The organism is Rhodococcus sp. 320_ES (assembly GCF_059691855.1).
In genome coordinates, this window is record NZ_JCAWAG010000001.1 from 661142 (window position 1) to 675009 (window position 13868).

Annotated in this window: 13 protein-coding genes; 7 read left to right on the forward strand and 6 right to left on the reverse strand. The window is 68.0% G+C overall.

Annotated elements, in window-relative coordinates:
* Positions 1–25 precede the first annotated feature (25 nt).
* Positions 26–661, forward strand: coding sequence for a membrane protein YczE (yczE, locus tag AC59JP_RS03395; RefSeq protein WP_497324214.1), 636 nt, complete (start codon positions 26–28; stop codon positions 659–661).
* Here the strand turns inward: yczE and glgX are convergent.
* Positions 565–2736, reverse strand: coding sequence for a glycogen debranching protein GlgX (gene glgX, locus AC59JP_RS03400; protein WP_497324215.1), 2172 nt, complete (start codon positions 2734–2736; stop codon positions 565–567). The genes yczE and glgX overlap by 97 nt on opposite strands.
* Here glgX and AC59JP_RS03405 point away from each other — a divergent pair.
* The 5 genes from AC59JP_RS03405 to AC59JP_RS03425 are packed head-to-tail and all read left to right on the forward strand — an operon-like array spanning position 2729 to position 7398.
* Positions 2729–3610, forward strand: coding sequence for an ABC transporter ATP-binding protein (locus AC59JP_RS03405; protein WP_497324216.1), 882 nt, complete (start codon positions 2729–2731; stop codon positions 3608–3610). The two genes, glgX and AC59JP_RS03405, sit on opposite strands and share 8 nt — an antisense overlap.
* Complete coding sequence (locus AC59JP_RS03410) at positions 3607–4389, forward strand: NUDIX hydrolase (RefSeq protein WP_497324217.1); 783 nt, start codon at positions 3607–3609, stop codon at positions 4387–4389. The genes AC59JP_RS03405 and AC59JP_RS03410 overlap by 4 nt, the downstream gene beginning before the upstream one ends.
* A 25-nt stretch (positions 4390–4414) precedes the next feature.
* Positions 4415–5194, forward strand: a complete 780-nt coding sequence (locus AC59JP_RS03415; protein ID WP_497324218.1) for an enoyl-CoA hydratase/isomerase family protein — start codon at positions 4415–4417, stop codon at positions 5192–5194.
* Between the two features lie 33 nt (positions 5195–5227).
* On the forward strand, positions 5228–6238 hold the full coding sequence (locus AC59JP_RS03420) for a methyltransferase domain-containing protein (protein WP_497324219.1): 1011 nt from the start codon (positions 5228–5230) through the stop codon (positions 6236–6238).
* Complete coding sequence (locus AC59JP_RS03425) at positions 6235–7398, forward strand: THUMP-like domain-containing protein (protein ID WP_497324852.1); 1164 nt, start codon at positions 6235–6237, stop codon at positions 7396–7398. The genes AC59JP_RS03420 and AC59JP_RS03425 overlap by 4 nt, the downstream gene beginning before the upstream one ends.
* A gap of 12 nt (positions 7399–7410) precedes the next feature.
* Here AC59JP_RS03425 and AC59JP_RS03430 read toward each other — a convergent pair whose 3' ends face one another.
* Positions 7411–8763, reverse strand: coding sequence for an outer membrane protein assembly factor BamB family protein (locus AC59JP_RS03430; RefSeq protein WP_497324220.1), 1353 nt, complete (start codon positions 8761–8763; stop codon positions 7411–7413).
* 71 nt (positions 8764–8834) lie between these two features.
* Complete coding sequence (locus AC59JP_RS03435; protein WP_497324853.1) at positions 8835–9404, reverse strand: dihydrofolate reductase family protein; 570 nt, start codon at positions 9402–9404, stop codon at positions 8835–8837.
* Between the two features lie 47 nt (positions 9405–9451).
* Between AC59JP_RS03435 and AC59JP_RS03440 the strand changes: the two genes are divergently transcribed.
* Positions 9452–10210: an acyltransferase gene (locus AC59JP_RS03440; protein WP_497324221.1), complete on the forward strand. Its 759-nt coding sequence runs from the start codon at positions 9452–9454 to the stop codon at positions 10208–10210.
* On the opposite strand, the gene AC59JP_RS03445 is transcribed toward AC59JP_RS03440, so the two are convergent.
* From AC59JP_RS03445 to AC59JP_RS03455, 3 genes are read right to left on the reverse strand one after another with little or no spacing between them, the layout of a single operon-like run.
* Positions 10207–11457 (reverse strand): glycosyltransferase family 4 protein, encoded by a 1251-nt coding sequence (locus AC59JP_RS03445; protein ID WP_497324222.1) that lies wholly within the window; start codon positions 11455–11457, stop codon positions 10207–10209. The two genes, AC59JP_RS03440 and AC59JP_RS03445, sit on opposite strands and share 4 nt — an antisense overlap.
* A gap of 7 nt (positions 11458–11464) precedes the next feature.
* On the reverse strand, positions 11465–12955 hold the full coding sequence (locus AC59JP_RS03450) for a 1,4-alpha-glucan branching protein domain-containing protein (protein ID WP_497324854.1): 1491 nt from the start codon (positions 12953–12955) through the stop codon (positions 11465–11467).
* 18 nt (positions 12956–12973) lie between these two features.
* Positions 12974–13756 (reverse strand): class I SAM-dependent methyltransferase, encoded by a 783-nt coding sequence (locus tag AC59JP_RS03455; protein WP_497324223.1) that lies wholly within the window; start codon positions 13754–13756, stop codon positions 12974–12976.
* Between the last annotated feature and the right edge of the window lie 112 nt (positions 13757–13868).

A 13868-nucleotide genomic window follows, 5' to 3' on the forward strand; every position in this document is an offset into this window, starting at 1 on the left:
GTCCGGTGGCCTAGAGGGTGGAGCCATGACGAAACGACTGGCCTACTTGTTCATCGGCCTCGTGCTCTACGGGGTGTCGATGGCCATGATGGTTCGGGCCGGCCTCGGACTGGATCCGTGGGACGTGTTCCATCAGGGCGTCGCCGACCGGTCCGGTCTCAGCTTCGGAACGGTGACCGCGTTGACCGGAGTTGCTGTGCTGCTGATCTGGATCCCGTTGCGCCAGCGCCCCGGTGTCGGAACCGTCGCGAACGTGGTGGTGATCGCCCTCGCCGTCGACACGTCTCTCGCGGTCATCCCGACCGTCGAGCCTCTCGCCGCTCGAATTGCCGTCATGGTGGCGGCCGTGGTGATCAACGGTTTCGCCACCGCGCTCTACATCGGTGCCGGCATGGGCCCGGGGCCCCGTGACGGGCTCATGACGGGCTTCGTCGCCCGCACCGGAGGCTCGGTTCGTGTGGTGCGCACAGCAATCGAGGTGACGGTTCTCGCCGTCGGCTGGTTGCTCGGCGGGACGGTCGGTGTCGGCACCGTGGTGTACGCCCTCGGAATCGGTCCGTTGGTTCACCTGTTCTCTGCGGTGTTGCCTGGCTCGCAGCGAAAGGCCAGGACGACCGAACCGTCGACGGTGAGCGTGGAACCGGGCGCCACCGCAGTTTGATCGGCGGGAACGCCGGTGGGAGCGGCGGAGTCGAACACCGGCACGAAGGTGCCCGTCGACCACTCCGGGTCGGCGAGAACGATGTCCGCCGGGCCTCCTGAGTGCAGAATCAACAACGCGGAGAACGGTTCTCCGTCGAGCGGCGTCGACGTGCGCACGTCGCTGCCGTCCACCCACGCCTGCATGGTGCGCAGCGAGTCGTCGTTCCACTGCTCGTGCCCCAGCTCGATACCGTCGGCGCCGAACCACGCGAGATCCGGCCTGCCGGTGGGGGTGTCGCGTCCGGAGAAGTGTTCCTGCTGACGCAGCACCGGTGCCGCGCGGCGTACGCGCAGAGCTCGGGTGAGCATCGATGTCAGAGCCGTGTCACGGTTCGACCAGTCCAGCGTCCACGCCTGGCCGGGGGCAACGTCACGCGGAACGCAGTAGGCGTTGTTGTTTCCGTTCTGGGTGTGCCCGAACTCGTCTCCCGCCAACAGCATCGGCGTCCCGGTGGACAGCACCAGGGTGGCGAGAAGTGCGCGCACGTGACGGTCCCGCGCCGCAACGATCGCCGGATCGTCGGTCGGGCCTTCGACCCCGTGATTGACCGACGAGTTGTTGTCGGTTCCGTCGCGGTTGTCTTCACCGTTGCGCTCGTTGTGTTTGTGGTTGTACGACACCAGGTCTCGCGCCGTGAACCCGTCGTGCGCGGTGACGAAGTTGATCGACGCCCACGGCCGGCGCCCGCTCGGTCCGTAGATGTCCTCGGAACCGGCCATGCGCGAGGCCAATTCGCGGACCCCGGTGTGCCCTGCCCAGAACCGGCGGACAGTGTCGCGATAGCGGTCGTTCCATTCGCTCCACACGGGTCCGAATCCGCCGACCTGATAACCCGGTCCGGTGGCGTCCCAGGGTTCGGCGATCAGCTTCACCCGGCACAACAGTGGGTCGGCGGCGATGGCGGTGAGAAGCGCTGCGCGAGTATCGAATCCGTATCCGCCGGGTCGGCCGAGTGTACTCGCCAGGTCGAACCGGAAACCGTCGACTCCCATCTCCGTGACCCAGAAGCGGAGGCTGTCGCACACCATCCGCACCACCGCCGGTGACGCCGCATCGAGAGTGTTTCCGCACCCGGTCAGGTCGATGTCCTGGCCACGTGAATTGAGCAGATAATAGCCGCGAGCGTCGAATCCTCGCCAGCTGATGGACGGGCCGTCCACTCCGCCTTCGCACGTGTGGTTGTAGACGACGTCGAGGATCACCTCGATCCCCGCGGCATGGAGCGCCGCGACCATGGCCCGGAACTCGGCTCTCTCGTTGCCCGGCTCACTGGCGTACGAGGTCTCCGGTGCGAAGTACGCCCCCGTCGAGTACCCCCAGTGGTTGCGCATGCCGCGTGCGCGTACACCGGGCTCGGTGAAACACGCCTGGATCGGCAACAGTTCGACGGCCGTCACACCGAGGGACTTCAGGTGTCCGATCACCGCGGACTCGGCCAGCGCCAAATATGTACCGCGCAGATGCTCGGGTACGTCCGGGTGCGCTCCGGTGAACGATCCGACGTGTAGTTCGTAGATGACCGTGTGGTCCCACGGAGTTTCGAGCCGCACCTGCGGGGCGTTGTCCGGTTCCGTCACCACGGCGAGCGGAACGTGCCCGAAGGAATCGACGGAACTGGGACGACCGAACGGGTCGTCGGCGTACGCGAGCAGTGCGTGCGCGTCTCCGAAGGCGCCGGTCACCTGCCGCGCCGCCGGATCGACGAGCAGCTTGTGCGGATTGAACCGGTATCCGTTCGACGGATCCCACGGACCAGACACCCGATACCCGTAGCGCTGCCCCACGGGAACGGAGACCACGCCGTGCCAGATGCCGTAGGTCCGCTGGGTGAACTCCACCCTGCGCTCGGTGTCGCCGTCGACGAGGCGCAGCTCCACCGCCTCGGCGTCGGGAGCGTGCACAGCGAAATTCACGCCGTGCGCACCCACTGTGGCTCCGAGGGGGAAGGGCGAACCGGGCTCAGTTGCAAGATCATCCGACACGCTTCGAGATCCTGCCGTGAAAGCGGGGACTTGGTGCGACAAGATGGTCATTGTGTCGAAACCAGGTATCAAACCTCCGGCCTCCGGCCTTCCCGCGCCCTCCGGAAGACCGGCCGACGAAGACCTCCTCGTCCAATTCGACGACGTCACCGTCACCCGCAACGGGGTGACCCTGGTGGGGCCCGTGTCGTGGGATGTCGAGCTCGACGAACGGTGGGTCGTTCTCGGTCCGAACGGCGCAGGCAAGACCTCGCTGATGCGTGTTGCGGCTGCGGAGATCCACCCGACGTCCGGTGTCGCGCACGTTCTCGGCGAGCGGCTCGGACGGACGGACGTGACCGAACTGCGGCCCCGCATCGGCCTGTCCTCCGCTGCGCTCGGTCACCGCATCCCGGGCGACGAGGTGGTGCGCGACCTGGTGGTGTCCGCCGGATACGCGGTACTCGGGCGCTGGCGCGAGAAGTACGACGACGTCGACACCGAGCGCGCGGTGAACATGCTCGAGAGCGTGGGCATCGAGCACTTGTCCGAGCGTACCTACGCGACCTTGTCGGAGGGCGAACGCAAGCGCGTCATGATCGCGCGGGCGTTGATGACCGACCCAGAACTTCTGCTTCTCGACGAGCCGGCCGCGGGTCTCGACCTGGGCGGCCGTGAAGACCTGGTCGCACTGCTGACGGATCTGGCGCTCGACCCGGACGCTCCGGCGACGGTGCTCATCACCCACCACGTCGAAGAGATCCCACCGGGCTTCACGCACGCTCTGCTGCTCAAGGAGGGCGGCGCGGTGGCGCAGGGCCTCATCGACGACGTGATCACCGCGGAGAATCTCAGCGAGGCCTTCAGCCAGTCGATCACCCTCGAGGCCGCCGACGGCCGCTTCTTCGCCCGTCGCACCAGGCCCAAGCCGCGGCACCGCAGGTGACCACGCCCGTCCGCGACGCGGCGACGGTCATCCTGGTCCGAGACGGTGAGTACGGCCTCGAGGTGTTCCTGCAGCGCCGAGTCACCGGGATGGCCTTCGCGGCGGGGATGACGGTGTTCCCCGGCGGCGGCGTGGATCCGTCCGACGCGACTGCGCCCGCCGGCTGGGCGGGGCCGTCCGCGTCGTGGTGGGCCGAGTGCCTGTCGGTCGACGTCCCCCGAGGTCGGTCCCTCGTGCTGGCCGCGGTACGCGAGACGTTCGAGGAGTGCGGCGTTCTTCTCGCCGGCCCGACGGAGTCGACGATCGTCTCCGACTCGACGGCCTACTCCGGTGAGCGGCGACGCGTCGAGTCGCGGGAGCTCTCGTTCGGGCAGTTCCTCGTCGAGAACGACCTGATGGTGCGCACCGATCTGCTGCGGCCGTGGGCCAACTGGATCACGCCCGAGGGGGAGGCGGCCCGTCGCTACGACACCCGCTTCTTCGTTGCGGTCTCGCCCGACGGGCAGGTCGCCGACGACGCGACCTCCGAGGCGACGGATGCGGTCTGGTCCACCGCCGACTCCGCGCTCGACGATTTCCGTAGCGGACGGCGCGAGCTGATGCCGCCGACCTGGGCGATGCTGCGCCGACTGGCGACGCACGACCGGGTTGCGGACGCCCTCGCGGACGCTCCCGACCTCGCGCCGGTGCAGCCGGTGGTCGTCACGACGGGCGGGACGGTGCGCGTCGACTTCGAGGGATCGGACGAGTACTACCGGGACATGCCCTCCGACCGCTGACTGCTCGATCGGTACTGTCCCGGGCATGGCTGAATTCGTGAACCTCGAGGTCCAGGACGGTATCGGCACCATTCGTTTGGCTCGCCCGCCGATGAACGCTCTGAATCGGCAGATGCAGGACGAGATCGCCGTCGCCGCGCAGGCTGCTACGGACGACCGCAGCGTCCGCGCGGTGATCGTCTACGGCGGCGAGAAGGTGTTCGCGGCCGGGGCCGACATCAAGGAGATGGCGCAGATGTCCTTCGGGCAGATGACCGACGTCATCGGGAGACTGCAGGCCGGTCTCGGCGCTGTCGCCGCGATTCCCAAGCCGACGGTGGCCGCGATCACCGGGTACGCGCTCGGCGGTGGGCTCGAGGTGGCGTTGTCGGCCGACCGCCGGATCGCCGGTGACAACGCCAAGCTCGGGGTGCCGGAGACCACGCTCGGCGTCATTCCCGGCGGCGGAGGCACCCAGCGCCTGGCGCGTCTGATCGGACCCAGCCGGGCCAAGGACATGATCTTCACGGGTCGCTTCGTCGGCGCCGAGGAGGCGCTGCGGATCGGACTGGTCGACGAGGTCGTCGCGCCCGACGAGGTCTACAACGCGGCGAGGGCGTGGGCGTCGCAGTTCACCACCGGTGCCGCGCGCGCCCTCGCGGCGGCGAAAGCGGCGGTGGACGAGGGGCTGGACACCGACCTGGTCACCGGTCTGAAGATCGAAGCGCACCTGTTCGCGGCGCTGTTCGCGACCGAGGACCGCACGATCGGTATGACGTCCTTCGTCGAAAACGGCCCCGGAAAGGCGCAGTTCACCGGCGACTAGTTCGCCGATCTCCACAGCAGTTAAGCTGCCGAGATGACCGCAAGCCGCGAGGATCGACAGGACCCATCCGGACTGGCCGCAGAAGCCGCAGCCGACCCGGCCCCACGCCCGCACGCGAGTGCCGAAGAGGTGGAGGCTGCACGCTCGGACACCAAGCTTGCCCAAGTGCTCTACCACGACTGGGAAGCCGAGACGTACGACGACAAGTGGTCGATCTCGTACGACGAGCGCTGCATCGACTACGCACGGGGACGCTTCGACGCCGTCGCCGGCGACGAGAAGCTGCCCTACGCCCGCGCCCTCGAACTGGGGTGCGGCACCGGCTTCTTCCTTCTGAACCTGATGCAGGGAGGGGTCGCGGCCACGGGCTCGGTCACCGACCTCTCACCGGGCATGGTCAAGGTCGCCCTGCGCAACGCCGAGAACCTCGGCTTGGACGTCGACGGCCGCGTCGCCGATGCGGAAACCATCCCGTACGAGGACGACACGTTCGACCTGGTTGTCGGACATGCTGTGCTGCATCACATTCCGGATGTGGAGCAGTCGCTGCGCGAGGTACTGCGCGTGCTCAAGCCCGGTGGGCGCTTCGTGTTCGCAGGCGAGCCGACCACCGTCGGAAACTTCTACGCTCGTTGGCTCGGACGTATCACGTGGGAGGCGACAACCCGAGCGACTCGGCTGCCGTTCCTCGCGGACTGGCGCCGGTCGCAGACCGAACTCGACGAGAGCTCGCGCGCCGCTGCCCTCGAGGCGGTCGTGGACCTGCACACCTTCGACCCGTCGGAGCTCGAGAACATCGCGCGTTCCGCGGGTGCCGTGGGCGTTCGGGCCGCGACGGAGGAGTTCGCCGCCGCCCTGCTCGGGTGGCCCGTGCGCACCTTCGAGGCGGCCGTTCCGCCGGAGAAGCTCGGGTGGGGTTGGGCCAAGTTCGCGTTCAACGGGTGGAAGTCCCTGAGCTGGGTCGACGAGAAGGTTCTCAAGCACGTCGTTCCGCGAGGCTTCTTCTACAACGTCATGATCACCGGCGTGAAGCCCGGCAACTGAGCTACACGTTCACGGCGCAGGACGTGGCCTACCTCTCGGGTGCCACGTCCCGCGCCGCGCTCGCCGAGGTCGACTCGCTCGCTCTCACACCGGCCACGCAGATCGCCGACATCACGCGCGCTCGAAGCCTGTTCGGTGACCGTGCCGCCGCCGTGATCGAGACGGTCCGCCTGCGCCGCAAGGCATCTGCGAAGCTGCCGTCCGCGCAGAACTGGTTGTTCACGGACGACGCACTGCAGCAGTCCACGGCCGAACTCGTCGCGCGCCGCCGCGCCCGGCGACTGGCGGGCAGGAAGGTGCACGACGTCACCTGCTCGATCGGATCCGAGCTCGACTCGCTGAGGACCAGCGCGGAGACGGTCGTGGGCAGCGACCTCGACGACGTGCGCTTGGCCATGGCACGCGTCAACGTTCCCGACGTGCCGGTGCTTCGCGCGGACGCACTGACTCCGGTGACCCGCGGAACCGTGATCGTGGCAGACCCCGGTCGGCGATCGGGTGGACGGCGCCGGCACGATCCCGCCGCGTTGGAGCCGCCGCTGCCGGATCTCGTTGCGGCGTACGACGGTCGGGACATCGTGATCAAGTGTGCCCCCGGACTCGACTTCGATCGACTGGCGTGGGACGGGGAGGTCGAGATCGTCTCGCTGGCCGGCGGCGTGCGCGAAGCGTGCCTGTGGTCACCCGGACTCTCGGACGAGAGGGTGCGTCGACGGGCATCCGTGCTCGCCGAGGACGGTTCGGCGTGGGAGATCACCGACGCCGAACCGGACGACATACCCGAACGCGAGCCCGGTCGGTACCTGCTCGACCCCGACGGCGCCGTGGTGCGAGCCGGACTGGTGCGCCACTTCGCCGCGAAGCACGGTCTGTGGCAACTCGATCCGCGGATCGCGTACCTCACCGGCGACGCGTTGCCTGCGGGCAGCGACGGCTTCGAGATCGTCGACCGTATCTCGTTCTCCGAGAAGGGCCTTCGACAGGCCTTGGCGTCGCACGACTGCGCGTCGGCCGAAATCCTGGTCCGCGGAATCGATGTCGACCCCGCAGTCCTGCGCCCGAAACTGAAGCTGAAGGGCACCCGGCCGATGGCCGTGGTCATCACTCGTATCGGGCGCAGCGGTGTGGCGTTCGTGTGCAACCCGCGCACGAGGGGATGACGGCGGGCGCCTTCAGCGCAGCAGGAACACCTGGCCCAGCGCGGTCGGCACCACGACCTCGCCGTCCGGGCCGATCGAGGTCCCCGTGGAGAATCCGGTGGCGCCCGGCAGTTCGACCGTCCCCAGCGTCGACCCGTTCTCGGTATCGAACGTGACGACGGACAGGGAATTCGGATTTCCAGTCACGGTGTACCCGGTGTTGCCGGCGGTGAGGGCGGGTGCGCCCTGCTGCACCACGTCCTCGCGTTCCCACGCCACCTCGGGACGATCACCGGCGTCCCGCAGAGCCAGCAGGTGAGCACCGTCGCCGCCGGACGGGACGATGAGCCCACCGGCCGTGACGGCCGGGCTTCCCGTGGCGCGGTGCCCGGTGAAGTACGCCCATTTCTCGTTTCCCTGCTGCGTGTCGTACGCACGCACCGTGCCGTCGACGTCGGTCAGGTAGATCGACGCACCGTCGGGGGAGAGCACCGGGGACGATGTCGCGGAGGAGGCGAGGAGCGGCGACGACCACGCTTCGGCAACGGACGGAGAATCTCCACCGGTATAGGTCATGGCGACCAGTTGCGGGGCGATGGCACCGGGACGCCACAGAACCAGATAGAAGACCGACTTGTTCAGGTCGAAGGCGGGCGAGGACGGCACCGGACAGTTCGGGCCGCCGTTGATGCAGGTTGCCAGGCCCGCATCGGGCGGGAGGAGCGCCGTGTCGGGCGCGTTCAATGCGGTCGGGGGAGGGACGAGGTCGAAGATCGGTGCGTCCGCCACGCCGGTCTGTGTCGAGAGCACGTTGATCTGGCCGAACTGGGTGACGACGAGCAGTCGCCCGTCCGGCGTGAACTGCGGTGACCGCGGAACCCCGTACACCGGTGTGCGCCAACGTTCTTGACCGTGCTCGTTGAACGACGTCATGCCGCCGTCGTCGCCCACGTACAGATTCGAGACGGTGTCGGAGATCGGGCTCGACGACACCGCGGACGGTCCGAGGCCGTTGCAGAAGCGCTTGCGTCCGGATTCGTCCTGGAACGAGGCGACGACACACCCACCGTTCGACTCGTTCGGGGCGACGGTGAGCGTGATCTGTCCCGAGGGTCCGACGGTGGCCCGCGTCGCCGTCGACGCCCCGAGTGGACGCGACCATGCGAGGGAGATGTTTCGGAGTCCGGTGACCTCGGTGTAGCTGCTGTTGTGGGAGTTCGCCAGCGCTCCGGGCCATCCGGGTGTGGCGAGAATGTCGATCGGGGCCGTGGTGTCGGCTCCGCATCCGCTCAGCACCAGAGCGCCCAGTGCGATCGACGTGAGCAACCCTCGAGGGACGTGCGCCGTCCGCTCGAAGACCGAACGGCCTCCGGCCTTCCTGAGCATGGACACTCCTGCTTCTGCGATGAGGGGAACCGGCCGAAGGCACAGACTAACGGTCGCGCCTCGGCGCACCGTCATCGGCGCGCGAGCCAGGTCACCGTCGCCCCGCCGTCGAATGCCTCCGTCCGCGTCGGCCGAAACAGGGTCGGTTCGAAGGCGCCGCTGATCATCGGGACGCCGGATCCTGCCACGACCGGATACCGCTTGACGACGATCTCGTCGATCAGCGGCAGGAGCGACCCGGCCAGCACGCCGCCGCCGGCGAGCCAGATGTCGAGTCCCTCTTCGGCTTTGAGGTCACGGACCGCGGCATCCGGGTCGGTCACCAGCGTGACCGCATCGTCTTCGACGGACCCGATCGAGGTGGACACGACGAACTGGCGCAGGTGGGCGTACGGGCTCGAGATGCCCACCGACCGCGCCGGTTCGTACGTGCCCCGTCCCATCACCACCGTGTCGAACGCCGCGTTGTCCGCGCCGACGAGCCCGACGTGCTCTCGGACGTGCGTCGGAACGGTTTCCGGGTAGTCGCGGTTGATCCATGCGGCCATGTCGTCCGACAGCGGAAAGAAGTCGAACTGGTTCTGCGGACCGGCGATGTACCCGTCGAGAGAGGTCCCGATGTAGTAGACGAGCTTGCGCATCCAGGGCTCCGTTCGATCGACTGACACGCATCGTAGGGTGGGCACCCATGACGAGCATGTGGAACGCGCCACTCCGAACGCGATGGCGGGGTTCGCGTCGACGCGACCCCGAGCAGGCGAAGTTGGTCACCCTCGCGTCGTTGAAGTGGATCATCGCGCACAAGGCCTACACACCCTGGTACCTCGTGCGATACGTGCGGCTGCTGCGGTTCAGGATGGCGAACCCACACGTGATCCTCAAGGGCATGGTGTTCCTCGGTCGACGCGTGGAGATCCACTCCACACCACACCTGTCGCGTCTCGAGATCGGCCGGTGGGTCCACATCGGCGACGGGAACGCCATCCGGTGTCACGAAGGATCGCTGCGTATCGGCGACAAGGTGGTGTTCGGCAAGGACAACGTGGTCAACACCTACCTCGACATCGAGATCGGCGCGTCCACGCTGGTCGCCGACTGGTGCTACATCTGCGACTTCGACCACCGGATGGACAGCATCGAGATGCCGATCAAGGACCAGGGCATTGTGAAGTCGCCCGTCCGCATCGGTCCGGACACATGGATCGCGGCGAAGGTGACCGTGCTGCGCGAGACCCGTGTGGGCCGCGGGTGTGTGCTCGGGTCGCACGCCGTGGTGAAGGGCGACATCCCCGACTACTCCATCGCGGTCGGCGCTCCCGCTCGCGTGGTGCGAAATCGGAAGGCGGACTGGGAAGCCGGAGCCGAGGACCGTGCCCGGCGTGATGCTGCGCTCGCGGACATCGCGCGGAAGAAAGCTGTAGCGAAAGCAGGGCCGGAACAGGCCTAGGTGTCCCGCTCCGGCAGCGGCCGTTCCTCGATGACGGGCCGCCCCAGCGGGTACCGCACGCGACGTTTCGCGCGCTGATAGACCTGCACGGTCGCGTCGGTCACTGCGGGCCAACCGAATTCGACGGTCAGACGCTCCCGCGCGGCGACGGCCCGCGTCTGCGCGCCGTCGGGGTCGTCGAGGACTCCGCGCACGGCGCGGGCGAGACCGGCCACATCGCCCGGTGCGAACGACGATCCGGTGACGCCGTCCACCACCGCGTCGCCGAGACCGCCGGCGGTCGATGCGACCACCGGTGTGCCGGCGGCCGCGGCCTCGAGCGCGATGATGCCGAACGGCTCGTAGCGACTCGGCAGAACGATGGCGTCGGCCGCGTGTAGTTCGGCGAGCAGATGCTCGTGATCGAGGGTTCCGACGAAGCGAACCGCTCTCGACACTCGGTGGGTGCGAGCGAGGTCGGTGAGCCATCCGAGCTGCGTTCCGTCGCCCGCGATCGTCAGCGTCGTGCCGGGGTGCGTGCGCCGAATTCGGGGGAGTGCCGCGATGGCGTCCTGGATCCCCTTCTCGTATTCGAGGCGGCCGACGAAGAGCAGGCGGGGCCGTCCGCTTCGCGCGCAGCGGGGCTCGAAATGCCATGTGCCGACGTCGATTCCGTTGTGGATCACCGTCATGGGCGCCGCGAGGGGGCCGAAGAGGCGGCTCACTTCGTCCTCCATGGAGGCGGAACAGGTGATGATGCAATCCGATTCGTTCGCGAGCCACCATTCGAGGGAGTGGACCTGGCGGTTGACGGGCATCGAGACCCACCCGCTGTGGCGGCCCGCCTCGGTGGCGTGGATCGTCGACACCAAGGGCACGTCGAAGAATTCCGCCAGGGCGATCGCCGGGTGCGCGACGAGCCAGTCGTGCGCGTGCACCACGTCGGGTTGCCATCCCGCGCCGAGACCCGGCTTCGAGAGCGCGATGCCCGAGCGGACCATGGCGTGACCCATCGCGAGGGTCCAGGCGAGCATGTCGGTGCCGAAGTCGAAGTGCGCCGGATCCTCGGCCACGGCCACGACGAGGACGCCCTCGGCGATGGTGCTGATCGTGGGATGAGTCGAGGCGTCGGTGCCGGTGGGACGACGGGAGAGCACGACCACCTCGTGGCCCGCGGTGACGAGTTCGGTGGCGAGATGGTGAACGTGACGACCGAGTCCGCCCACCACGACTGGTGGGTACTCCCACGAGACGATCAGGACCTTCACCGTTGCCTCATCTCGACAGTCGGCGGGCATCGAGCCCGGGGAACAGGTTGTCCGCGCAGTTCCACCCGGACGCGAGCTCCGAGGCGCGACGTGTACGCCCCCGCGTCAGCGCCTCGGTGATCTCCCGTACCGCATGGGCGTGGAGATGAGCTCGGTCGCGAGCGTACCGAGCCGCGGAATCCTTGCTCACCATGAATGCCCAATCGCTCGACACCGCGAGGAGCGTCTCGCGCAGGATCTGATCGGCGACCCGGCTGCGCAGCGTCGTCTGCCCCAGTTCCTTGTCGACGGCATCGAGAGCGATCTGCACGATCTCGTCGTTCAGTGACACGAAGTCGGCGACCTGCTCACCTGCCCACACTCGCCAGTCCTTGCCCGATCCCCACGACGAGTCGGTGAGGGCGATGGGCTCACCGACGAACCCTCTTGTCCGCGCGTCGGCCAGTGTCCCGGTGTCGATGCCCGCTTCGGGAAGCGCGCGGAGCACCCCGGCGAGGAACTCCGGACCCTCGTGCCACCAGTGACCGAAGAGTTCGGTGTCGAACGCCGCCATCACGAGCGCGGGTCGGCCGAGGCGCTCGGACTCGGTGCGCAGGCGCGCTCGGACGACCTCGACGAAGTCCGCGACGTGCGTCGCCACCGCCGCCGACGCCGCGTCCGGGTCGTAGGGAGCCTTGTCCTCGGCCGCGACGTTGCGTCCGGTGACCCGCGACGGTTTCAGTCCGCTCACGTGGTCGTAGGTGTGGAAGTCGCGATACGCCGCGTGACCGGGATAGCCGGACTTCGGGGACCACACCCGGTAGCTCACCGGGAGGTCTCGGCCGAAGGCGATCACGTCGGTCTCGCCCACCGGACGACCGAGGGCGGTGTCACCGTGCAGAGCCGGTCCGTCGACCACGAAGTGCCCGACTCCGGCTGCGGCGTAACCGATTTCCATTCCCGGCGTGTACGCACACTCGGGCGCCCAGATGCCGGTCGGTGTCGATCCCCAGCGCCGGTGGGCGTCGACCAAGCCCTCGCGAAGCGAGAATTCGCGCAGTCGTGGGTGCAGGAGCGGTTGGAACGGATGCATCAGTGGACCGCCGAGAAGCTCGACGGCCCCGGTGTCGATCAGTCCCCGCAACACGCCCGATCCGCCGTGGCGCCACCGTGTCTCGAAGTCGTCGAGAGCGTCGGCAGCGAGCGCGTGTTCGCGCATTCCGAGGACGCGACGATCGCGGTCGACCGACCCTGCCGCTTCACGGGCGCGAAGCTGCCAGTTCGCGAGCCAGTGGTGCATCCCGTCGAGACTGTGCGGATCGTCGAGTTGCGCTGCGAGTACGGGGGTGACGCCGAGCGAGATCAGTCCGGTGCGGCCCTCGGCGGCCAGTTCCTCGAGCACCCGCGCGACGGGGAGGTACGACGCCGCCCAGGACTGGTAGAGCCACTCCTCACCGACCGGCCACCGCCCGTGATGGGCGAGCCAGGGCAGATGGGAGTGCAGAACGAGGGCGAACATCCCCGGTTCGCGTGTCACCTACGCCGTGCCTTCCGATTTCGACGCCGTGCCTTCGGATTTCGACGCAATGGCCACGAGGTCGAGGCTGGCGTCGATGTCGTCGGCGACGATGACGAAGTCGTCGACGGAGATGCTCGCGACGTCGTCGACCAGTTTCTGCGGCCACGGCTCGCCCGCGAGGGCCCGTTCGATCTGCGCGTCGATGAACGATCCGCCGTGCTCGGCGTCGAGTTCGCGCAGGCGCGGGCCGTGGTGCAGGCCGGTGAGGCTGTCGACGTGCAACCCGGCTGCTTCCAACAACTCTCGCATCTCGGCGGCATTCAGCTCGCGGGTGTGGAACGGGTTCAGCGGTGTGTCGCGCCCCGGTGAGAAGGTGATCCGATTCGGTGTGCTGATCAACAGAACGCCGCCGGGGGTCAGAACGCGACGGCACTCGGAGAGAAACTCGCCCTGATCCCACAGGTGTTCGATCACCTGGAAGTTCACCACCACGTCCACCGACTCGTCCGGCAGGGGGAGTGCGGCGAGGTTGCCGCGGACCATGGACACGGTCGGATATTTCGCGGCGACGTGCTCGGCGGTGAACGCGTCGTAGTCCAGGCCGACGACGCGAGAGGCCGACGCCGCGAGCATGGCCGCGCCGTACCCCTCACCGGAGCCGGCCTCGAGAACGACCCGGTTCGCCGCGTGATGTGCAAGTTGTCGGTAGACGACCTCGTGACGACGAAACCAGTAGTTCTCCTCGTCGATGCCCGGCACGGTCCGTTCGCCGGTGAGGGGCAGAGCCGTCGTGTCTGTCATTCGGGCGAGATTAGTGCCTACGCACCCTCGGATCTGCACCCGACCAGTGATCTCATACTCAATCGCTGCTAAGTTACTGACGGGTAACCAGGAATGGGGTAACGTCCGTGAC